Raw genomic sequence first — 22,791 nt, forward strand, 5'->3', positions numbered from 1 at the left:
GCGAGGAATGTCGGCGGGAAGATAGTAGGCTCGCCGGAGGGAGATCACTGACGCTTGACTAGCCAGTAGGGGACTCCAGTGGTTTTACGAGAAAACGACGAATATTGACTACGAGATGTGCGGAGGCAATCAAGGAGAACAGGCCCAAGCAAGCTGTCCAGATAAGCAGCAGTGTCAATTCTTGGGCGGGAAGTGCATTGTGAGCGTAATAATCGTACAAGATGACGAGCGGAGCGAAGACAGTGAGCAGGACTCCCAGCGGCAAGCCAAAGACATACAGCGTGTAGATGCCTCGACCGGCTGGTGCCCAGTAGCTAATCATGCCGAAAGTGATGCCTAAGACAAAACCAATCAGAATGCCATAGATTCCAGCCACCGCACAGTAAATTCCAAGCGGAGTCAGCACTTGAGGAGAGATTCGCTCGGGGAAGAAAACCACGAGCGTCAACAAGATGCAAAGGGTCATACTCGCGACAAAGTACGCGGCAAAAAGTAGGATGCCGGAAAGAGTCGATAACCCAACCCAACGCCCCATGGTTTTCGATTGATGCAAAGGGCCCGTATATGCGGGGACCTCTTCAATCTCGGGACTAGCGAACGGGTTGGAAGGCGGATCTGGCATGATCCCAATTATCAGGGAATTGGAGTCTCCGGCAACTCCAGGGCAACGCCATCGATGCCCCCTGTCGCGACAAATGCTTCTAAGGCTTCCTGGTTGGCCCGTACGTCATGGACGCGAATGATTTGAATCCCGAGCCGAGCCAACGTGAGGGTTGCCCCAACAGTCGCGAGAGTGCGGTCTTTGTCCTTGTCGCCAAGTAGCTTCGCCAGAAAGCCTTTGCGCGAGTGGCCAACCAAAATCGGGCAGCCCAACGTATGGAACTCGTCGCACTTGGCCATCAGGTCGAGGTTATGCTGATGTGTCTTGCCGAAGCCGATACCTGGATCAAGACATATCTTCGAGCGATCGATGCCAGCGTAACGCAGTTGGCGATAACGTGCTTGCAGGTAGTCGAAAATATCGAGCACAACGTCGTCGTATTGGGGGTCGTCTTGCATTGTCTGCGGTGTGCCTTGCATGTGCATGGCACAGATCCCAACCCCGGTTTCGACCGCCAAAGGAACCATCTCGGGATCGGCTTCTAAACCGCTGATATCGTTGATGATTTCTACCCCGGCAGAGATTGCTTCCTTGGCAACGGCTGCCTTGGTGGTATCGATGGAAAGGGGAATATGAACCGCTTCATGAACGGCTTCGATAATCGGAATGACCCGTCGTAATTCTTCCTCGACAGAAACCGGATCGGCGTAGGGGCGTGTACTTTCTCCGCCGATATCAAGGATCGAAGCACCATCGGCTTCCATTTGCAACGCACGGTCGACGACCGCTTTAACGTCCAGCCCTTTTCCTGTGGAAGAAAATTGTCCCCCATCCGAGAAGCTGTCTGGGGTGACGTTTAAAATACCCATCAATTTGGGAAGCCGATCAAACCGGAATTTCTTCGTACGAAGATTCCAGGTAATCGCGCGGTAGGGATAGCGTTCGGCGAGTGTTGTGCTGTGTGGGATCGATTTCATAGAGGTAGTCTACCAAGGGAAGGGATATCTCAAATCCCGCGATCACCAAGGAGCCTGCATATTTTCGACAACTTGTTTGGCGAAGGCATCAATGGCCTCTTGCTGGGCGGTGACGATGGTTTGACCAACTTCTGGGTAGAGAATACCACGGGCGGTAATCGTGCCGGTCTTGAGAATTTGGGACAGACTGACAGTTGTTGGCTGGCGAATCAACTGGCCGCGCTGGTCATACCATTCATATTGAATTTGGAGATCTTCTCGCAAAATACGAGGGTCGTCGAGTGGGTTCGTCCCCTGGACAAATTTGTCGTCCCGCACAATGGTCCCCCGCAAGACACTATCGGCTGATTCTGCATCGGCGATTCGATAGGGAGAAGTGTCTTCAATCTCACGGATAATCTGTTCCGTTAATCGCTCGCCAAGATCGCGGCGGAAGCTCTCCGACTTGAAGATGGGAACATGTACGGAATGAATGTCAGGCCGAAATAGGCTGCGATTGCCAAACTGGTAATGCACACAACCGGTCATGTTGGCCAACGCCATTCCGGCGGCGGCCAACAGGAAATTGCGGCGATTGGTGTGTTGGTTTGGCATGAGGTAAAAGCGGACGATTAAATGTTAGCGGCGAGTTGTGTCTTGATCTGGCTGAGTCGCGATACTTTCGATCGGAGTTGCCGAAGCCTGTGGAAGATCTTTGCGGCGATCGAGCCAGCTGTAAAGGAATTCCCCAGGCGGAGTCGGTGTGTCGGGGCGCCCTTCGATTTCAACCAATCGATCTTTCGCTGTGGTGGCCATGTTGGATGAAGGGAACTGATCAATAATTTTCTTGTAGTAGTGTCGGGCTCCGGCGAAGTCGCTCCGCTGATCGTAGAAGGCGGCCATGTACCAGAGGCGTTGAGCTTTGGCGGCGCGGATGTCGTAATCGAGTTTCTCGATAACTTCGATGTTCTCCTGCGTCTTTTCAGGAAATTGTCGCTTCATGCGGGTGAGCAGTTTTTCGGCTTCATCTAAAGGTTTGCCATCGTAGGCTGGCCCTTGGTAGACCTTCATCTTGGTAACCACGCCCAAGTAGTGAGCATTGAATTGGTGTTCGCTGGTTGGGAAGTTCTGCCGCAAGTCGGTGTAGAAGCGATCTGCGGTTTCAAAGTTGGCTTCGCGGAAATGGGCATTCGCGGCGGCCAGGGTGGCATCATCAGCGAGATCTCCCGTCGGATCGTCCAGACGAATCAAGTCGAATAACTTGATGGCATTGCCAAAGCTGTCGAACGTTGGCATCTGCTGGTCGGTGAAGTTCGGTTGAATTGCCCAGGGACGGTCTTTGTTGAAGCGATCTAACCAATACCGGGCCAGTTTAAAACGACGTACGTCGATAACGTCGAGGTGCTTGGTATTGGGGTGTTTCTTGATCAGGTTGTCGTACTGCGTGGTCGCGTCGGCGTAGTAATCGATGAAGAAGTAACACTCGCCCGCGTACATGAGCGAATCTTCTTCGATGGAGGTGCCTGGCTGGTAGAGGGCGGCTCGTCGAAAGTATCCGGCCGCTTCAAGCATCTTCTTTTCGCGTGCCGCTCCCTCGGTGGCCAAACCTTCTTCGTACAAGGCTTCCCCTTGAGCGAATAACTGCTTGGCCAGAGTCTTGTCTTTACTGTTTTGGCCGGTCACTTCTAAGGCTCTTTGCCCTACACCGGTTGGGTCCCACCAAGCACGATCGGCTGTCGGTGCTGCGTCGGGGGATTGCCCCCGTTGCACTTCTTCTTCGTAACTTACCTGAGAGACACGATTAAACGAGGTGGAAGGCGGAGTGGGATCTTGTTGACCCAAGCTCGTGCAGCCCACCGCAGTGAGAGCCGAAAGAAGGCTGATCGTGAGAATCAAAGATGTTTTCATTATCGCGGACTTCCTTGCCCAGTGCGTTATCCAACCCGAGTTCAGATGGCGAGAATCCTCAGGTATTCTCGTAATCTGGGTGTCTTGCCCAGGGTATGGCTCATGTATCGGTTGACGAGTGCCCGGACTTCCATGGCCAGGCGAGGTGGAATTTCTGTTGTCTTCCAACGCTCGTCTTCTGCGGCGTAAATCGAAAGCAATTTGAGCGAATCGACCGCCACATCAATCACGTGACGATGACCGCTCCGTGCTCGTTTCGATAGCACGCCACCGGCGAGTAGTCCAAATGGAGTACGTCCGCTATCAGCAATTGGTTCTCCTGTTTCAACGCATTGCGTTAACTCAGGCAATTGGCCGAGGTAGCGAAGTAGCATCATTTCGAACCGCAACACCAAAGGAGCAACCTCTTGCAGATCGTTTAATTGGGAAAGTACCCGCTCGGACAAACGAAAAAGTTTCTGGTATGGGTCGGAACGGTCGGTCATCTCAGCTAACAGCTCAGCCACGTAGTAGCCAGCATAAAGATGATCGACACTCTTCTGTCCTGCACGAAACCTTCGTTCGACTTTCGCTTCGGTCAGCAAGTCGAGGCTGTCGCTTTTTTTGTGGAGGAAGACTATTCGACTTACGGTCAAAACGTCAAGAGCAGACTCAAACGGGCTCTTAGGACGCTTGCATCCTTTGGCCAATGCTGTAATCTTGCCGAAATCCTCGGTAAATAGCGTGACAACCGAGGATGTCTCGCTGAAATCGACGGTCCGAATCACAATTGCTAGCGTCTTTTCCGCCGACATGAAATAAAGCTTTTAGGTTGAGAGATGCCTCTGATATCACTGCATGCTTGCCCGGCGATGATACCGCGAGCGAAAGATTGCTCAAAGATCAGGCCGTTTGCGCTTTGTTTTGCTTGGAGCGTGTCAGACGCAATTGATGAATTCGGCGGCGATCGGCGGCGACCACTTGAATGCTGATATCACCCACTTGCAGGGTCTCGCCGGGCTTGGGAATCCGCCGCATCATGTGAATGACCAGACCGCCGATGGTGTCGTAGTCGTCCTCTTCGGGAAGTTCCATGCTGAGGACTTCGTTGATGTCTTCGACATGGGCTTTGCCGGTAACGTCCGCTTCTTCATCCGAAACTTGAATGATGCCGTTATCCGTTTCGTCGAGGTCATGCTCGTCGACGATTTCTCCCACGATTTCTTCCAGTACGTCTTCAATCGTGACAAGGCCGGTTACGGCGTGGTATTCATCAACCACCAAAGCCAAGTGAGTATGTTTGCGGAGGAAGTATTTCAGCAGTTCGCTGACGGTCATGCTTTGTGGAACGTGAATGACCGGGCGAGAAAGTTCCAGGAGCGATTTGCGGGTCGTTTCGGGACGGGCCAGTTCCGGCAGAAGATCTTTGACGTACAAAAGCCCTGCGAAGTTGTCGCGTGAGCCATCCCAAATGGGGATACGAGTTCGACCGGTCTTGGAAATGAATTCGACCGTTTCCCACCACGATGTTGTGGCCGCCAAAGCATCGATATCGGAGCGGGGCGTCATAATGCTCACGGTTTCGGTGTCGTCCAGCTCCATTACCCCTTCGATCATTTCCCGAGCATCTTCTTCGATGTGACCTTCTCGAATGGCTTCCGTGACGATGGTGCGGATTTCTTCTTCGAACTCTTCCTCTTCGTCGGTTGGTTCGTCTAAGATCCCTGCGGCTCGCTTCATGACCCCACCGATAAAATGAACACCAAAGGTCACCGGGTAGAAGATCGTCGCGACCGACGACCACAATGGCCAGGTGTAATAGATGTAGGCAGGCCCAAAATGTTCGGCGATAGCCCAGGGAAGCCAAACCATGGCTACCATCAAGACAAGCGTTACCCCGACCACATCCCCTAGGAACGTGTAGGAATCGAGAATGGTCTCGGTACGCGAACCCAGCAGCCAGGCCTGACTCGAAATCAGGAAGATCGCCAAGCTAAGCACCTGCAATGCCTGGGCCGAGAGAGCTGCCAGTTCGTGGTGCTCGTGAATGATACTAAATAGCTGCGGGCGATCCTTCTTCTCGCAATATTCCTCCAGATCGTGCCATAGCATGTCGGGCAAGATCGTGGCCGCGATCGAAGTTAAGATGAGGACCAGCAAACTGGATGTGGAGAGCCAGATAAATAGCGTCGGTCCCATCGCTTACAAAGCTCCTTGATTAGGGATACCGGACGCAGCGGCTTGCCCATCGTACTCGATGCCTAGTTGCCGCAAGTAATGCTGTTCTAAGCGTCGCATTTCGGCCCGATCATGATCTTCGTGATCGTCGTATCCTGCTAGATGTAAGCAGCCGTGGACAACGTACAGGGTCATTTCCTTTTCAATGGTCCAAGCATGTTGCTTTGCTTCCTCAGCCGCATACTGAGCACTGAGCATGATCTCGCCGGAAAGGAAGTCTTCGGCTTGATCCATGGGAAAGGTGATCACATCGGTGGGGTAGTCGTGCTGCAGAAAGCGGACATTGAACTCGTGGATTTCCGCATTATCGACCACGGCGATCCCGACTTCGCCGCGTGGGAAACCTTCGCCGGAGAAAACGGCTTGGACGGCTTGGTGAAAGAGTTGGTCCGGTATTGGGAATTCGGACTGGCGATTGGTTATATCGATTTCGTACGAGGAGGACATCCGTCTCGCTTTAAGCTGGCTGCGAACTAGGGTATTTAACACGACCATGATACACAGCGGTTAGACTTTTCGTCACGCTGTTTTGAATTTGGCGGAGTTCCTGCAAAGTGAGGCCGCATTCGTCGAACTGGCCATCGAGCAAGCGTTTCATCGAGAGCTCTTCCACCAGAGCTTCGATGCGGGCCGAGGTGGGTTCGACCAGCGTTCGGCAGGCACTTTCGACCGCGTCGCAAATCATCAGCACGGCGGCTTCCTTGGTTTGCGGCTTAGGCCCAGGGTAGCGATAAATGGCTTCGTCCACCTCGCGCTCGTCCGGGTTGGCTTCCACTTTGGCGCTGGCCACGCGGTAGAAATACTCGACCAGGGTCGTGCCGTGATGTTGTTCGATGAAATCAATAATCGCCCGTGGCAGGCGGTTCTGGCGGGCCAGATCGGCACCATCTTTCACGTGGGCGATGATCACTAGTGTACTGATTGCCGGGTTTAAGCCATCGTGCCGGTTATTGGAAGCGTTTTGGTTTTCGACAAAGTACTCTGGCTTGAGCATCTTTCCGATGTCGTGAAAGTAAGCCCCTACACGCACCAGCAAGCCGTTTGCACGGATCGAATCCGCAGCAGCTTCCGCGATCGAAGCGACGGTGATGGAGTGGTTGTAAGTACCAGGGGCACGCTGAGCGAGCTTCTGCAGCAGAGGATGGGCCGCATCCCCCAGTTCCAGCAAGCTGATATCGGTAAGAATTCCGTACGCTTTTTCGACGAAGGGCAAGAGCACGGTCATCAAAATACCAGCCCCTACAGCGTAAGCACCTTGCCTGGCGGCTGCCTCTAGCAGCGCCAGGGTAGCCGGTTGTCCCGCGACGATGCTAACTCCGTAATTTGTCGCGAAAGCGACGACACCAGCCCATAGGCCAACAAAGAGCAGCTTATTGCGACTGCGAATCCGTGTCATCGACAACGTAGCTGCGCTACAAGTGGCCGCCACCGTGACAAAACTGACTAAGCTCGATCCGCTTGTCAGCACGATTGCCAAACTCACACAGGCCGTCACCAACAGGGCAAACTCTTGCTGGTAGACAATTGATATGGTCATTGCCAAGATCATCACCACCAAAACCTCGGCTTGCCAGCGATCGTCAAACCAATAGCCAAGGGCAATTGTGGCGCATGTGGGCGCTAGGAATAGGAGGAATTCGTTGAGATCTTTAAGAATACGGGGGCACTTAACCACCAAATAAATCGCGCACAAGGCACCTAGGGCGTAGTACATGCCTAAGATGGCCAACGAATAGATTGTCTTGGAAAGAAAGCTCCGTTGATCGCAATAGGCCTGATGTTCGCTCCGCAGTAAAGCCAGCTCTGCCCCATTGAGGGGAATACCGGCAGGCACGACGGCGTCTTTTGTGGAGTAGATATGCTGCAACTTTTCCACGGCTTTGACCGCTTTCTCTCGCTCAAGCGTAGTGGCAGCTCGATCAAAAGTAAGCGTGCCCGGCAAGTTCTTTTCGACCCAGAAATCGACCGCTTCGACCAGGAATTTAATATCTTCCCCTTTGGCGAGTTCCTCCAGTTCTAATTGAAGGCTCTTGCGGATCTTTTCGAGAACCTGGGCGCGGAGGACATCGTTGAGCGAGATGATTTGTTGATTGGAATTAGGGCCAGGGGTTACCACGATGATACTGGCGGCCTGGCCTTGTTTCAGTTCGAGTTGATCGGGGGCCATGATGCCGCGCGAGGCGAACGGTTTAAACGCGGTTTCCACTCGTTGTTGAAACGCATTCAGCATTCCTTCCCGCTGGAAGAGCGTTTTTAAACGGATGAACTGCTCTTCTCGCTCTTTAGGGTTCAGCGGGGCAACGTTTTCGTCGGCGATAGGGAAGAACTCGTTCCAGAGACGTTCGACCTCGGCGTCGAACTGCTTGGCCTGAGTGAGTTGGTTGATGATGGTCTGCAAGCGCGTTCGCATCTGTTCCAGGCGGGCCGGATCGTTGTTATAAACCGACATCGCTGCGTTTTCTGCATCTCGCTCGGCTGTTGTGGTGGCCAAGTCGTCGTCCACCGAGAATTGCACGCGTGGATGGATCTCGGCCGGCGGAACATAACCAAGGCGATACTGCATTGGTGGGTTCCACGCACCGGTGACCAGCCACAAAGCGACAGCCGCGAACAGAGCGCACGCTAAATAGAGAAGCTTGTCTGGGTGCGAAAGCTCGGAGACAAAGCGCCGGAATGTTCCTGGAGGAAGCTCCAACGCTTGAATGCGTTTGCCACGTTTTCTGGTTTTACCGGGAGGGGCCATAGTTTATTGGTGCCCTTCCGAACTGGGTTCGCTATCGGAACCTGATTCGTAGGCGTCCACAATCTTTTGCACCAGCGGGTGACGCTGGATATCCGCGTTGGTTAACTCGACTCGGCAAATACCATCGATATTTTGTAGGCGGTAAAGCGCATCCGTCAAACCGCTTTTTACTCTTGGCGGCAAGTCATTTTGCGTGATGTCGCCGCTAATGACCATCCGTGAATCTTTGCCCATGCGGGTTAGGAACATTTTCATCTGAGCCGTCGTCGTGTTCTGGGCTTCGTCCAGAATGATAAAGGCGTTCTTCAAGGTACGCCCCCGCATAAAGGCCAACGGCACCACTTCGATCACATCGGTCGCCATGTACTGCGTGATTAGATTCGGCTCCATCATTTCGGTGAGCGAATCGAGCATCGGACGCAGGTATGGGTTGATCTTTTCATACAATGTTCCGGGCAAAAAGCCAAGCTGTTCGCCAGCTTCGACTGCCGGACGTACCAGTACAATCTTCCCAATTCGGTCTTCCAGCAACGCCTCGACGGCCATGGCAACGGCTAGGTAAGTCTTGCCGGTACCAGCTGGGCCGAGGGCAAACACCAGGTTGTGATCGCGAATCGCCTCGACGTATTTCTCTTGTCCCGGCGTGCGAGGTTTAACACTGCTTCCTTTTTGGAAGGTCGCAATTGGAATTGTACGACGTGGAATCAGCTCGCCTTCGACTTCAGCCAACGCTTCATCGAGATCTTCCTTATGCAGGGCTCCATTTCGTTCGATGCGATGGCGCAGATCTTCCACCACTCGGATCGCTTTGGCGACTGCACGTTCTTCGCCAGAAATACTGACGCGCTCGTCGCGATGCGTGATGGTGACATGCAACGAATCACGGATACGCCGCAAGTGCTGATCGCGGCTACCGAAAAGTTGGAGGACCGACGCGTGGTCTAAAAATTTGATCGTCGCTTCGTACATTGCTTGGGCATAATCCCCGTAAGGAAGAATTCCTACGTCAAAATATAGACAATGTTTTGTGCGGGGGAATCATCAATGTGCGATGAAGAGTTGTAACTCGTTAGTTTGAAATTAGTTAGGTGTTTTGGGGAAATAAGGTGCCAAGCGGTCGATTCCTTATATCCCTCCTACCTTAACGTCCTGGGCCGATGATGCCGAGTTCCCAACACATCAGCGCCACCGGGGCACCTAACAGCATCGAGTCGAGCACGTCCAGGATTCCCCCCAGTCCAATCAGCCACGTGCTGGAGTCTTTCGCCTCCATATCTCGTTTGAACATCGACTCGGCAAGATCGCCCACCATGCCGGCAGGCGAGACCAAGAGGGCGAACAGTAACCAGCCAAATGGTATCGACTCGACCGGACTGCCTAGCATCCAGGGGCCAACCCACTGAAACATCACGTAGCTGCCCAGGCAGGACGTGGCCAATCCGCCAAGCGTTCCTTCCAGTGTCTTACCAGGGCTAAGACGGGGGACAAGTTTGGTGCGTCCGAAGTTCGAACCAATAAAATAAGCGCCAATATCGGATGTCTTCACCACCACAATCATCGACAGCAACGCGAGCATGCCGTATGCGTTGGCGTCGGGGGTGTCTTGAATGACCACCCGCAAGCGGGTGACAAAGCTAAGCAGGCCCCCTACGTAAAAGATGGTGAAAATGGTCAGCCCAAGGTGAATCATAGAATGCCCCGGTTTTTCATACCGGCGCATTTCTCCTACGATCGCCAAGATGGCACCAAAGGCCAGGGCAAACAAAATCCATTTGGCTTGGTCGGCTTGGTCGGGAACTTGGCTGAAGGGCCACCACATCGGGAGCCCCGCCGCGATCACCACAAGGAACGTGCCGATATGGCACGACCAGGCGTTTGGCAGAAGTTGCTTTGCACGAAGCAGGCTTATAACTTCGGCAGTCGACATAATGGCCAGCAGCAAAACCAGCGGAAAGAGCCAGATGCCGGGGCGGCCAAAGTTGTAGTGGAAGTCTAGCCAGCTAAGTCCGCAGAGCGGCAGAACGATGGCGAACGCTCCGATCAATCGCCACTTGAGCACGCGTTCCCTCCTGAGGGCCCGCTAGAGCTGAGGCCGCCAAATCTTCGATCCCGAGAGGCAAAGTTATATATCGCGTCTTGCAAAGTCTCTTCGCGGAACTCAGGCCAGCAGAGGTCTGTGACCCAAAGCTCGGAGTAACTGATTTGCCAAAGCAAGAAGTTACTGATGCGCATCTCGCCTGCTGTCCGAATCATGAGGTCTGGGTCGGGCATGCCGCGGGTGTATAGGTGCTCCGCGATTGTTTCTTCCGTAATCTCTTCGGCTTTAAGGCGACCTTCTTTTACCCCTTCGGCAATGCAGCGAACCGCGTCGACCATTTCCGCGCGACCGCCATAGTTGATCGCCAGGCATAGGGTGGTGCCGGTGTTTTGGGCGCTGAGTTCGATGGTTTTGTCCATCTCGCGCTGGACTTGCTCCGGAATACCGTCTCGGCGGCCAATGATCTGCACGCGGACGTTTTGCTTCATGATCGTCGAACGCTCTTCGATCATGTACTGCTCCAGCAGGTGCATTAGGAAATCGAGTTCGTGCTGCGGACGTTTCCAGTTTTCGCTGGAAAGGCAATAAAGCGTCAACTGGCGAATCTGGCGTCTGGCGCATTCTTCAACGGTGCGCCGAACCGAGCCGACTCCACGGCGATGCCCTTCGATCCGGGGAAGCCCTTGCCGTTGTGCCCACCGCCCATTGCCATCCATGATCACCGCGATGTGTTCCGGAAAACGCTCACGAGGTAGGTCTTCGATCGGATGTCGCTCTGTGGTTGCGGCTTTAGACACTTCGAAAAACTGGGCCAAAGGGGCGAATGAAACTGGGACGTAAGGCTTTCGCCCTATTATGATCTCTCCCTGGGGGGCATTTCAACGCGAGAATTTCCGCGTCAGCGATTCCCAGGGGGCCCAACATGGATAATTTCTTAGGTTGTGGCCAGTTTGAGCACGTCCGAGGTGAAGATCGTTTGTTTCCGATCAGGACCGACTGAAACGACGCCGACTGGGAAACCAACGAGTTCTTCAATGCGGCGAACGTAAGCCAATGCGTTTTCTGGAAGATCTTCCATCGAACGAGCGCCGGTGATCTCTTCCTGCCAGCCTGGCAGCGTTTCGTAAACCGGTTTCACGTGGCGAAGGTCGTCGACATGCGAAGGGAAACGGGTGATTTTCTCGCCGTTTAGATCGTAAGCAACGCAAATCTTCAATTCGTCGAAGGTGGACAGAACGTCTAACATCATAAGCGAAAGGACGTCGATGCCACTCACGCGGGCCGTATAACGAACCGCCACTGCGTCGAACCAGCCAGTGCGGCGGGGGCGTCCGGTCGTGGTGCCGAACTCGTTGCCGCGCTGACGGATCTTTTCGCCCGTTTCGTCATTCAGTTCGGTGGGGAAGGGGCCACCGCCAACGCGGGTGCTGTAGGCCTTGGCGACGCCGATCACTTGGTCGATATGTTTGGCAGGCACGCCAGCCCCGGCAGATGCCCCTACGCCAGAACTGTTGCTGCTGGTAACAAATGGGTAGGTGCCGTGGTCGACATCGAGCAGGGCACCTTGCGCACCCTCGAACAAGATGGTTTTTTCCTCATCCACTGCGTTAAGCAATAGGTCGGTTGAATCGCAAGTGAAGGGGCGCAAACGCTCGGCGTAGGCGGCAAATTCGTTGTAAATCTTGGCCGCGTCTAGTGGTTCAAACGTGCCGTCTTCGTACATGCTAGCGATCGTGCGATTCTTTTTATCGCAGATCATGAAGACTTTTTCTTTGAAATTGGGACGCAGCATGTCGCCTAAGCGAATTGCATACGAGCGACCCACTTTGTCGCGATAGCAAGGGCCAATACCACGCAGTGTGGTGCCGATATTCTCGCCATCGGCGGTGCCTTGATTCATCGCGCGATCTTCAGCAATGTGCCAAGGAAAGATGATATGCGAACGATCGCTGAGGCGTAGGTTGTCGATCGGAACCCGCCGATCGGTTAGCCCGTCCATCTCGCCTAGTAGGATTGGTGGGTTGATGACCACACCGGCAGTGATCACGTTCAAGACATCACTGCGGAGGATACCACTGGGAATGTGGTGCAGTTTATAGACGTTTTCACCGTCGACCACCGTGTGACCGGCGTTTGCTCCGCCTAAAAAGCGGGCCACGATGTCGTGGTGTTGCGTCAAAAGATCGACGAGTTTCCCTTTGGCCTCGTCACCCCACTGCAAACCAATAACACACGAACCAGCCACAAACTTTCTCCAGTGATAGCAATTAATTCCAGACGAACCCACCTAGTGTAGCGCGAAGCGGGGGAGGTGGTCAACGAGGCGATCGCACCACCGAGGGCCAATCTGGGGGAATTCGGCTTCTTCCGGCCACGGTAAACCGATACACTCGGCCCTTGTGCGAGATTTTTCTCGTAGCTTTGCGAATAATACTATCGTCTTGAAGTTTTTCCGCCCTAATTGGTGGCCGCGATGACAACCCTCTTTTTGATGGCCATGATGATGGCCGCCCCGGAAACGCCCGCTGGCCAAGCGTACGATACCGTGGTGGTTTGCCCTCAGCCCTATGTCGAGGCCATGCGACCGTGGTTCGAATACCGAGCCACTCAAGGGCACAGTATTGGCGTGGTCACCGAAACGTCTTCCAAAAAGAAGATCCGTGAAACGATTCGCCAGGCTGCCGAGAAAGGGGAGCTTAAGCAGATCTTGCTAGTGGGGGACGTGATTCCCGATGAGTCGCAAGAGATCGGCGTGCCGGTTCACTACCAAAAAGCGGTTGTCAACGTGTTGTTCGGGTCGGAGCCAGAGATTCCGACCGACAACTACTACGCCGATCTGGATGATGATGCTATTCCAGACGTCGCGATCGGCCGGTTTTCCGTCGCCAACGAAGACGAACTGAAAGCAATCGTAGCCAAAACGCTGGCATACGAAACCAATATTCAAGCGGGGGACTGGTGCCGTCGTTTGCACTTTGTGGCCGGACTGGGGGGCTTCGGCACGGTGGTCGATACCATGCTAGAGTCGGCTACCAAGAAGTTTCTTACTGACGAGATTCCTCCTCATTTCGAGACCGTTGTCGCCCAAGGCAGTTGGCAAAGCCCTTATTGTCCTGATCCTCGCGAATTCCGTGACGAAGTCGTCCGGCAATTGAATGATGGAGGGTTGTTTTGGGTTTACATGGGACATGGGCACGTCGAACACCTCGACTATGTCCGCGTGCCTAACGATGCTTTTCCTATTTTGTCAAATGAGGACGCCGCGGCACTGCATAACGAATCTTCCCACCCAATCGCGATATTTTTGTCTTGTTATAGCGGGGCAATCGATGCGAGACGGGCTTGTTTGGCGGAATTGCTACATCGCAGCGAAGGAGGCCCAGTGGCTGTCTTCGCTGGATCTCGGGTGACGATGCCGTATGCCATGAGTGTGATGGGAACGGAAATGTTGCAGCAATACTTTCAGGAAAAACAGCCCACGCTGGGGCAATTGATCTTAGCAGCGAAACGCGAATCGATTCGTCAGGGGGGCAAAACCGGCAATCGCAAGATGCTCGACACCATGGCGCAACTTGTTAGTCCGAAGCCTGCTTTATTAAAGGAAGAACGGCTGGAGCATCTCGCACTATTCAACTTGCTGGGCGATCCGCTGTTGAAGCTGCCGCATGCTTCTACCGTCGAGATCACCGCGCCAAAGCTCGCCCATCCGGGAGAAACCATCGAGATTGCTGGCCGCACTCAAATGCCTGGCACGGTGCATGTTGAACTCGTTTGTCGGCGTGATGGATTCGTTACGCCGCTTCCCAAGCGAATCGAATACGACGGACGGCACGACCAACTGACCGGTTACAACGCAACATTTCGGGCCGCAAACGACCGAACTTGGCAGATGGTTGATTTGCCGGCGACTGATGGGCAGTTTCAGGCCAAGCTGCAAATTCCTGACACTTGCTTGGGACCTTGCCACGTGCGAGTTTGGATCGAAGGGGCTTCGCAAGTTGGGTTAGGTTCGCAAGATATCGAGATTCAGGCTCCAATGGTCGAGGATCGCGCAATCGCAAAATCGGTCTCGGATAAAGTTCGATAGCCTCTCGGATTTCTACTGTCTAACACTTAAAACGTGTTGCAAACGGTTTTTCGTACAAATATCGAGAGGTAAGTCTTGATCGATGGTGTAAAATGTGGGTAGAGTAAAATGGCAGATCGGGCATCACAAGTCCGATTTGCAACCCGACCTGCGTGCAGGAGTCATGAGGTCGCTCCCCGCCTAATCACACTATTCCCGCCCCCATCGATTGGGACTTGTTCATGAATTCGTTGCTCACGAACGGCATCCGCTGGATGACCGCTGGTGTCACATTCGCCTTGTTGGTTGTTGTTGTTCCTTTTGCTTTCGCAGAAGAGGCCGACAAGATCGACTTCAACCGCGACATCCGTCCGATTTTGTCGGATCGATGTTACGCATGTCACGGCCCTGACGAAAATCATCGAGAAGGGGGCGTCCGTTTTGATGTCCCTGAAAGTGCCCTGGCGGAAGCCGATTCTGGCGAAATTCCGATCGTGCCAGGTCAGCCGGGCGAAAGCGAGTTACTGGCACGGCTTATCACCCAAGACGAGTCGATTGTCATGCCACCGCCAGCGTCGAATAAGACGCTAACGGGCGAAGAGATCGAGAAACTACGCAAATGGATCGAGCAAGGGGCCAAGTTCGAACAGCATTGGTCGTTTAATGTTCCCCAGAAAACCGATCCTCCCCAAATCGATTTACCCGGTTGGAACGCCACTGAGATCGATCAATTTTTAGGGGCACGGCTCCAACAAGAGAAGCTTCTACCCAGCTCCTCTGCCGATAAACTGACCCTCATCCGCCGTGTAACTCTTGGGCTGACAGGGCTGCCCCCAACTCAAGAAGAAGTCGATGCGTTTCTGCAGGACGACTCTCCGGAAGCGTACGAAAAGCTGGTCGATCGGCTCTTGGCTTCGCCCCACTATGGCGAGCACATGGCCCGCTATTGGCTCGATGCGGCACGCTATGCTGACACGCATGGATTGCACTTGGATAACTACCGCGAGATGTGGATGTATCGTGATTGGGTCATTCAAGCGTTCAACGAGAACAAGCCGTACGATGTCTTTTTAACCGAGCAATTGGCTGGTGATTTATTGCCGAACCCTTCGTGGGAACAGCAGGTAGCCTCCGGTTTCAATCGTTGCAACGTGACAACCAACGAAGGGGGCTCGATCACAGAAGAAGTTAAGATGCGGAATGTGAATGATCGAGTGGTAACCACCGGGACGGTCTTCATGGGGTTAACCATGGATTGCACCCGCTGCCACGACCACAAGTACGATCCGCTGAAGCAAAAAGACTTCTACGCAATGTACGGCTTTTTCAACAGCATGAATGGCAGCCCGATGGATGGCAATCGGAAAGACCATGCCCCCACGGTTTATTCAAAGGAAGCGGTAGAAGAAATTGCCGCACTTGATCAACAGATTCGTCTAAAGCAAGAAGAAATTAAAACCACCTTGGCCAAGATCGAGTATCAAGATCCAGGCCCAGGTGTCGACAATCCGGTGATCGCGTCCGAGGAAATTGTCTGGTTGGAAGACAGCGTCCCTGGCAAAGCGGAAATCAATGGTGACTATAACTGGGTATCTGCCCCTGAGCCCGTTTTTAGTGGTGAGAAATCGGCCAAACGGATCGCCTCCGGCAACCAGCAGTGCTTTTTCATCAACACCGATCAACCGATCACCGTTTACGATGGAGATTCGTTGTTCGCTTACGTTTATCTCGATCCCCAGAACCCGCCCCGTGAAATCATGTTTCAATGGAACGATGGAGATTGGGATCAGCGTGCCTACTGGGGTGAAGACCTGATTCCTTACGGCAACAACGGCAAAACCAAGCACCGCATCGGCGACCTACCGGAACTTGGCAAATGGGTTCGATTAGAGGTCCCCATTGCCAAGGTAGGGCTGGGCGGAGGAGCCAAGCTCAACGGTTGGGCTTTTACTCAATTCGACGGCACCGTCTATTGGGATAAGGCCGGGATGGTGACCAAGTACGGAAAGAAGCCGCAGTTCAAGTCACTGCATGATTGGACCGAATTTGCGACGAAGTCGCCTGGGGCGCTTGATCCGGCGAACAAACAAGTCACTGAAATCTTAAAGAAGCCGGGAGATAAACGCTCGGAGGCCGAACGCCAGCAGCTGCAAAGTTACTTCTTGGAATTCGTCTGTCTCGACACGCAAGAGACCTTCAATAAGCTCCGAGCTGAGTTGAAGGGGATGTCGGATAAGCAAAACGAGATTCGCCGCACGGCGCCCACGACTTTGGTTTACGCGGAAGCCGACAAGCCGGTTCCGGCTTATATTCTCAACCGAGGAGAATACGATCAGCTTGGCGAAGAAGTCGCTCGAGCAGTGCCCAGCTTCTTGCCTCCTATGACCGACGAGATGCCAAAAGACCGGTTGGGTTTGGCCATGTGGCTGACCGACGCATCGCATCCGTTGACTGCCCGCGTGTCGGTCAACCGTTTGTGGCAGCATGTGTTTGGCGTGGGTTTGGTAAAGACATCGGAAGACTTCGGTTCGCAAGGAAGTGTCCCTTCGCATCCGAAGCTGCTTGATAATTTGGCCGTTGAATTTCGGGAAGAAGGTTGGGATATCAAGAAGCTAATGAAGCGGATGGTCATGTCCGCTGCCTATCGCCAAAGTTCGACGGTCTCACCTGAGTTGGCTCGGCGTGATCCCGAGAATCGCTTGCTGGCCCGTGGCCCTCGTCATCGTTTGGATGCCGAGATGTTGCGCGATCAGGCCTTGGCACTTAGCGGGCTGCTGGTCGACAAGTTGGGAGGCCCTTCCGTCAAACCACCCCAGCCAGATGGCCTGTGGAAAGCGGTCGGCTACTCCGGTAGCAACACGGTGAACTTTAAAGCGGACGAAGGGCCTGAGAAAGTTCATCGCCGCACGTTGTACACGTTCATCAAGCGAACCGCCTTGGCTCCGCAGATGAGCACATTCGACGCACCGAATCGTGAGTCGTGTACCGTCCGTCGCGAACGAACCAACACACCCCTTCAGGCTTTGCTGTTGTTGAACGATCCGCAATACGTGGAAGCTGCCGTGGCGATGGCTCGTCGGGCGATGGACGAAGGGGGCTCTGATCCGGTTTCAAAAGTCGAGTATCTCACGTCGCTTTGCCTGATGAGTCCGCAGAACGAAGTACAAAAGAAAGAGCTGGAATCGCTCTACTTCGATAGCCTGACCTATTTTCAGCAACATCCGGAAGCGGCCAATAAATTGGTTGGCCAAGCGGAAACTCCTGCTGAACTGGCGGCCTGGGCGATGGTTTGTAACGCAATTTTGAATCTGGACGAAGTTGTCTCGCAGCGGTAAGGCCGTTTCTTCAAAACAAGAACCGACCTTGGCGACATCATAAATAAGCAGAACGGACCGAATCATGGATCCTCGTAACGAGTATATCGAAGCGATCACGCGGCGGCATTTCTTTCAGAAGGGTGCGCTAGGGTTAGGGGCAGCCGCGTTGGCTTCGATGACCGACTTGCCCGCCGAAGCCGCCAAGCTACCTAGTTCTGGCATAGGAGGCTTGCCGAATTTGCCTCACTTTGCCCCAAAGGCCAAGCGAGCCATTTATTTGTTTGCCGCTGGGGCTCCGTGTCAAATGGATCTGTTTGACTACAAGCCGAAGATGGCTGATTGGTACGACAAAGACCTGCCTGAATCGATTCGCCAGGGGCAACGCCTCACGACGATGACCTCGGGGCAAAGCCGTTTTCCGATTGCTCCGTCAAAGTTCAAGTTCTCGCCCTATGGTGAAAACGGCACGATGTTAAGCGAGTTGATTCCGTACCATGGGAAGATGATCGACGATATCGCCCTGGTGCAATCGGTCCATACCGAAGCGATCAATCACGACCCGGCGATTACTTACATCTGTACCGGAAATCAGTTGCCAGGACGGCCGAGTTTGGGATCGTGGCTGAGCTATGGGCTCGGTTCGATGAACTCGAATCTGCCGACCTTTGTCGTGATGACCCCCAATTGGAGTTCACGCCGCGACGCCCAGGCTTTGTACAACCGGCTCTGGGGAGCAGGCTTCCTGCCGTCGAAGCATTCCGGTGTCTCGCTCCGCAAGAGTGGCGATCCGATATTGTTTTTGTCGAACCCTGAGGGGATCGACTCTTCGCTGCGCCGGCGGATGCTCGACAGCGTAGCTAAGATCAACCAAGAGACCTATCGGCTTTCGGGCGACCCAGAAACACAGTCCCGCATCTCGCAATACGAGATGGCCTTCCGGATGCAATCGTCGGTACCGGAACTGGTCGATTTGAAGCAGGAAAGTCAGAACACGCTGGATATGTATGGTCCGGAAGTCAACAAGCCTGGCACGTTTGCCGCCAGCTGCCTTTTGGCCCGGCGCATGGTTGAGCGGGATGTGCGGTTTGTGCAGATCTTCCACCGTGGCTGGGACCAACATGGCAACGTAGCTCGCGATCTGCCGGCCCAGGCGAAAGACGTCGACCAGCCAGCTTGGGCGTTGATTCAAGACTTGAAGATGCGTGGGATGCTGGACGATACGTTGGTGGTTTTCGGCGGAGAGTTTGGCCGTACGATCTATAGCCAGGGTGGTCTCTCGAAAGAGAACTACGGTCGCGATCATCATCCGCGCTGTTTCTCGATCTGGATGGCTGGGGGTGGGATTAAGCCAGGGATTGTCTATGGCGAGACCGACGAGTTCAGCTACAACATTGTCAAAGATCCGGTTCATATCGCCGATTTAAATGCCACCATTCTGCATTGTCTCGGGATTGATCATCGGAAGTTGTCGGTGCCGTTTCAGGGGCTCGATGTCCGACTGACCGGAGTAGAAGATCGAAGTCCGGTCAAAGAATTGCTGGTGTAGCTAGTTCGACCGAATGTAGTTCTTCGGTCGAAGCCGCCGACGATTTTCCTAAGAAAACTTTGCTTGCCTAAAGAGGAGAGCCACGGTTTGCCACGGGTGGCCAGCAAGTTTTCTATATTTTGAGCCACGGTTCGCCGGCGGCTCTTTTGCTACGGGGGCGATCTACTCGCCGAACTATTTTGCTCGGCTAATGTAAACCGGAATTTGCGATTCGCGTTCCGGTTGGACCATCGATTTGGCACGATCGCGGACGCTGACCAACTCACCCTTGGTTTCCGGTGTAGTCAGCTTCTGGAATCGGTTTGCCAACTGTTCGACAGCCGGTTGCATCAAGATGATTTCTGCTAACTGAGCTCGCAGGTCTGCCGAGCTTCCCAGGACAGCATCCATCGTCTTGTTAAGTCCATTGACTAGATCGACGTTCTCGACCAAGGTCGGCACACATGCGTCGAGGCGAACGACTTGTCGCTCGATGTCGTCGATTTTACGCAGGCTCTTCTGAGCAGCCGTGATCTTCGTTTCCTGCGAATTGATGTAGTCGACCAACCAAGCCATTTCGTCCATGTTCTTCGAGGCTGCGGACGTTTGCTGAGAAACGTTCTTCAGCTGCGAATTCAGACGAATCGCTTCGTAGGAAAGTTCGGTCGCGGCGTCCAACGTGTCGGCCAACTTCTTGACCTGCAGATCCATCGACTGCTGATCTTTGAGCAAATGCTGCACATTGCTTAAAACCAGTTGGGACGATTCCGAGTCGATTGCCAATTGCTGCACCCGGTCTTGGTTGCTGGCCAGCGAATCGATCGCACGGTCGGTGACGTCGGCTTGAGCCGCCAAATCGCAGATCGCATCTTGCAATTTCCACTGCGAGGTGACCGTCTGCGTCAACTCAGGCATAACACATTGCTGGTTAATGAGTTGCTGCTGAATCAACTCGATCGAGGCCAGGGCGTCTTGAGCCATGTAGACCTGAGGGCCGCTGTTCTTTAAGCGATTGGCAAGTTCTTCGAGTTGTCGGACGCGTCCTTCGGCCACGGCCAGTTTGGCGTTGGCGTAAGTCAGGTTCGACTCCATCTTGGCCATCTTTTCGGCAGCCACTTCAATCGAGTCAAGCTTCACAGCCAGACGAGCGATTTGGTCGTTCAGGCGTTCGGTTTGCTGGACCGTTTGGCCTGCTTTGTACAACATGCCACTTTGCGATTCGAGCCGACCGAGTAGCGAGTTGGCTCGATTGGTGGCGTCTTTGAATCCGGTTAGTTGGTTAAGAGGGTGATGGGTTGCTTTGACATCTCGTTCGACGGCGGCAAGTTGCTGACGAAGATCTTGCTGCAACCAGAATTGAGAAACAGCGACGCCAACGGCAATTCCCATAACCAGACAGAAACCGCCAATGATGCCCGGGTTGTGCGAAGCCCAACCGTAATCGGCATCGTCCATGTATCGATCATTGATAGGCATATGAAACTCCTCCGTGTGTTAATTGCAATGTCCGTGCTCCTCATGAGCACTTATGTTATCGAGAGAGATGACCTCTTCAGAAAAGTCATCCCGAATCGATTCCCAAAGGTTTACTAGCACCCCGCACCAATCACCCAAATAACCGACACAGCCTGAACGATATGTTAAGGGTAAGCGAATCTCTTTGCTTAACGGTAAATATCGCCGTCCCACAACGGTCGTGGTCGCGCCAATCGGAACAACCGCCAAGAGTTTGCTGGTCTGCCAATCGAACGTGATATATCTGGCAAGCACGTGGTAAATTAGTGATCAGAAATTGGCCATTGCGGCTCAAATTTTGACTCAGGACGATCTTCCATTCCGAGCTTTATGCCCATGCGACTCGAAGGTGTTTCGATCAAGTTATTCGCACTATTGTTATTCGTTTGTGGGACAGGTTGTCAGCCGCAATCCAGCGTCCAGATCAGCACGCATATCATCGAAGTGAATGGAGTATCGCGAGCGTATCGGTTGGTGTTGCCTGATGATTTACCGGAGCATGCTCCGGTGGTGATCGCTTGGCATGGTTTCGGTGATACTGCAGAAAGTATGGCCAGCTATTCAGGGCTCGATCAACTTGCTGCTCGGCAGCATTTCTTGCTTGTCTATCCGGAAGTTGAAAAGGGAGGCTGGCGATATCCGCTGCCTGGCGCGCCTAATACTAATGTGGATGCCGATGTCGAGTTCTTCGATGCGATGCTAATTGATCTTGCGCGGCATGCTTCGATCGATCGGGAACGTGTCTACGTTGTGGGGATGTCGCAAGGAGCAACGTTCGTTCAGTGGCTAGCCACGCAGCGTGCGAGGGAAATTGCGGCAGTCGTTGCCCATTCAGGCGGGCCTCCTAAGGCGGTTGATCCTTTGACTTTCTCCGTTCCCATCATGCTGATCGCAGGTAGCAAGGATCCAGTTCATGGCTCGATGAAAAAGAGTGCAGACAACTACCTCGCGGATGCCCGGTTCGTTTCCGTGCCAGGGCTGGGGCACGCGTGGTCTAAGCCACAGAACCAGGCAATCTGGAAGTTTCTCTTGCAGCACAAACAGATTAAACCGGTTGAGTCAGAATAACTTTGCGGCTATCTGGATCTTGGACGATTGCTTGCAGTCCCCAAGGCATCGATTCTGGTTCTCGCACAATCCGTATTCCGGCCAGTCGAAGTTGCTCGACCGTGGCCACAACATCATCTAAGCGAAAACCAACATTGGTCGTGGCGTCGATTGGCTCGGCGGAGCGAGCCGGGTAAAGCTCCAAGACGAAGTCTTCTACCGTCGTACTAAAATGCTCAGGTCCTTTTCCATGCCGTTCGCGTACCCATACGAGGCCGAGCATTTGGTAGAACCTGCATAAACGATCCAGGTCTAGGCTTCTTAGGATGACCAGGTTGGGTTTCACGTTGCCAGCAGGGCGGTGTGGTACCAGTTTCACCAGATCACTCAGCAGCCCTGGGGAAAGATCGCACGGCCCCGTCTCGGCGACACGTAATGTGGTTTCTTCTAACGATTTGCCCTCAACTTGTGCCAACGCCGCAGCGACCAATCCGGGAGAGCGACTCATTGCCGCGCTGCAAGCGACGGTTGTTGGCCGTTTGGCTTGGATGAAATTCGCCAAGGTATCGATGACCATTTTCAACAAGGCCAAGTCGTTCCCTCCACCATCGAGAAGGGGGAATCGAAGCGAGACGATATCTCGTGGAAATATGACCGGCTTCTCTTCTATTGCCAAGTCGATAATCGCTGTTGTTCCGGAGGAAAGCACGGTTCTCAGGTCTCGGACTTGTATCGCGTTGGCGATCCAAAGCTGTTCAGGGATGATAACCCGCATAATCTCTTCCTTCTTTTTGAATCTATTATAGTCCTCCTCTTTCGGGGAGGGCGAGATTGAGCGCTGCGTCGACTAAAGGTATG

At 53.7% G+C, this 22,791-nt stretch carries 18 protein-coding genes; 4 read left to right on the forward strand and 14 right to left on the reverse strand.

Annotation, left to right across the window (positions count from 1 at the left end; all coding sequences use genetic code 11):
- Positions 1 to 58: 58 nt before the first annotated feature.
- The 12 genes from DTL42_RS10070 to DTL42_RS10125 form a co-directional block, all read right to left on the reverse strand.
- Positions 59 to 622: a hypothetical protein gene (locus DTL42_RS10070; RefSeq protein ID WP_114368601.1), complete on the reverse strand. Its 564-nt coding sequence runs from the start codon at positions 620 to 622 to the stop codon at positions 59 to 61.
- Between the two features lie 11 nt (positions 623 to 633).
- Positions 634 to 1,578, reverse strand: a complete 945-nt coding sequence (gene folP / locus DTL42_RS10075; RefSeq protein WP_114368602.1) for a dihydropteroate synthase — start codon at positions 1,576 to 1,578, stop codon at positions 634 to 636.
- Positions 1,579 to 1,620: 42 nt separating this feature from the next.
- Complete coding sequence (gene lptE, locus DTL42_RS10080; RefSeq protein WP_114368603.1) at positions 1,621 to 2,172, reverse strand: LPS assembly lipoprotein LptE; 552 nt, start codon at positions 2,170 to 2,172, stop codon at positions 1,621 to 1,623.
- Positions 2,173 to 2,196: 24 nt separating this feature from the next.
- Positions 2,197 to 3,465, reverse strand: a complete 1,269-nt coding sequence (locus DTL42_RS10085; RefSeq protein ID WP_114368604.1) for a tetratricopeptide repeat protein — start codon at positions 3,463 to 3,465, stop codon at positions 2,197 to 2,199.
- Between the two features lie 41 nt (positions 3,466 to 3,506).
- On the reverse strand, positions 3,507 to 4,259 hold the full coding sequence (gene recO, locus DTL42_RS10090) for a DNA repair protein RecO (protein WP_114368605.1): 753 nt from the start codon (positions 4,257 to 4,259) through the stop codon (positions 3,507 to 3,509).
- Positions 4,260 to 4,347: 88 nt separating this feature from the next.
- Positions 4,348 to 5,643, reverse strand: a complete 1,296-nt coding sequence (locus DTL42_RS10095; RefSeq protein WP_114368606.1) for a hemolysin family protein — start codon at positions 5,641 to 5,643, stop codon at positions 4,348 to 4,350.
- Between the two features lie 3 nt (positions 5,644 to 5,646).
- A complete protein-coding gene (gene ybeY / locus DTL42_RS10100; protein ID WP_158545307.1) occupies positions 5,647 to 6,129 on the reverse strand; it encodes an rRNA maturation RNase YbeY in 483 nt (160 codons plus the stop codon).
- Between the two features lie 10 nt (positions 6,130 to 6,139).
- On the reverse strand, positions 6,140 to 8,425 hold the full coding sequence (locus tag DTL42_RS10105; protein ID WP_114368608.1) for an HD family phosphohydrolase: 2,286 nt from the start codon (positions 8,423 to 8,425) through the stop codon (positions 6,140 to 6,142).
- A gap of 3 nt (positions 8,426 to 8,428) precedes the next feature.
- Positions 8,429 to 9,394, reverse strand: a complete 966-nt coding sequence (locus tag DTL42_RS10110; protein WP_114368609.1) for a PhoH family protein — start codon at positions 9,392 to 9,394, stop codon at positions 8,429 to 8,431.
- 172 nt (positions 9,395 to 9,566) lie between these two features.
- Entirely contained in the window at positions 9,567 to 10,484 is a 918-nt protein-coding gene (locus DTL42_RS10115) for a phosphatidate cytidylyltransferase (protein ID WP_114368610.1), read from the reverse strand.
- Positions 10,466 to 11,260 carry an isoprenyl transferase gene (locus DTL42_RS10120; protein ID WP_234824151.1) on the reverse strand — a complete coding sequence of 265 codons (795 nt, stop codon included), beginning with the start codon at positions 11,258 to 11,260 and terminating at the stop codon, positions 10,466 to 10,468. Before DTL42_RS10120 ends, DTL42_RS10115 begins: the two co-directional genes overlap by 19 nt.
- Before the next feature lie 137 nt (positions 11,261 to 11,397).
- The gene (locus tag DTL42_RS10125; RefSeq protein WP_199590112.1) at positions 11,398 to 12,708 is read right to left on the reverse strand and encodes an adenylosuccinate synthase; all 1,311 of its coding nucleotides are present in this window, start codon (positions 12,706 to 12,708) and stop codon (positions 11,398 to 11,400) included.
- A gap of 228 nt (positions 12,709 to 12,936) precedes the next feature.
- Between DTL42_RS10125 and DTL42_RS10130 the strand changes: the two genes are divergently transcribed.
- From DTL42_RS10130 to DTL42_RS10140, 3 genes are all read left to right on the forward strand, one after another.
- Positions 12,937 to 14,550 (forward strand): C25 family cysteine peptidase, encoded by a 1,614-nt coding sequence (locus tag DTL42_RS10130; protein ID WP_114368612.1) that lies wholly within the window; start codon positions 12,937 to 12,939, stop codon positions 14,548 to 14,550.
- A gap of 221 nt (positions 14,551 to 14,771) precedes the next feature.
- On the forward strand, positions 14,772 to 17,864 hold the full coding sequence (locus DTL42_RS10135; protein WP_114368613.1) for a PSD1 and planctomycete cytochrome C domain-containing protein: 3,093 nt from the start codon (positions 14,772 to 14,774) through the stop codon (positions 17,862 to 17,864).
- Positions 17,865 to 17,928: 64 nt separating this feature from the next.
- Positions 17,929 to 19,392 carry a DUF1501 domain-containing protein gene (locus tag DTL42_RS10140; RefSeq protein WP_114368614.1) on the forward strand — a complete coding sequence of 488 codons (1,464 nt, stop codon included), beginning with the start codon at positions 17,929 to 17,931 and terminating at the stop codon, positions 19,390 to 19,392.
- 174 nt (positions 19,393 to 19,566) lie between these two features.
- On the opposite strand, the gene DTL42_RS10145 is transcribed toward DTL42_RS10140, so the two are convergent.
- Positions 19,567 to 20,847 (reverse strand): hypothetical protein, encoded by a 1,281-nt coding sequence (locus DTL42_RS10145; RefSeq protein WP_114368615.1) that lies wholly within the window; start codon positions 20,845 to 20,847, stop codon positions 19,567 to 19,569.
- A gap of 375 nt (positions 20,848 to 21,222) precedes the next feature.
- Here DTL42_RS10145 and DTL42_RS10150 point away from each other — a divergent pair, with 375 nt between their 5' ends.
- The gene (locus DTL42_RS10150) at positions 21,223 to 21,954 is read left to right on the forward strand and encodes an alpha/beta hydrolase family esterase (protein WP_158545308.1); all 732 of its coding nucleotides are present in this window, start codon (positions 21,223 to 21,225) and stop codon (positions 21,952 to 21,954) included.
- Here DTL42_RS10150 and DTL42_RS10155 read toward each other — a convergent pair.
- Positions 21,932 to 22,708, reverse strand: a complete 777-nt coding sequence (locus DTL42_RS10155; RefSeq protein ID WP_114368617.1) for a VOC family protein — start codon at positions 22,706 to 22,708, stop codon at positions 21,932 to 21,934. The genes DTL42_RS10150 and DTL42_RS10155 overlap by 23 nt on opposite strands.
- Positions 22,709 to 22,791: the final 83 nt, after the last annotated feature.

The organism is Bremerella cremea, from assembly GCF_003335505.1.
GTDB classification, from domain to species: domain Bacteria; phylum Planctomycetota; class Planctomycetia; order Pirellulales; family Pirellulaceae; genus Bremerella; species Bremerella cremea_A.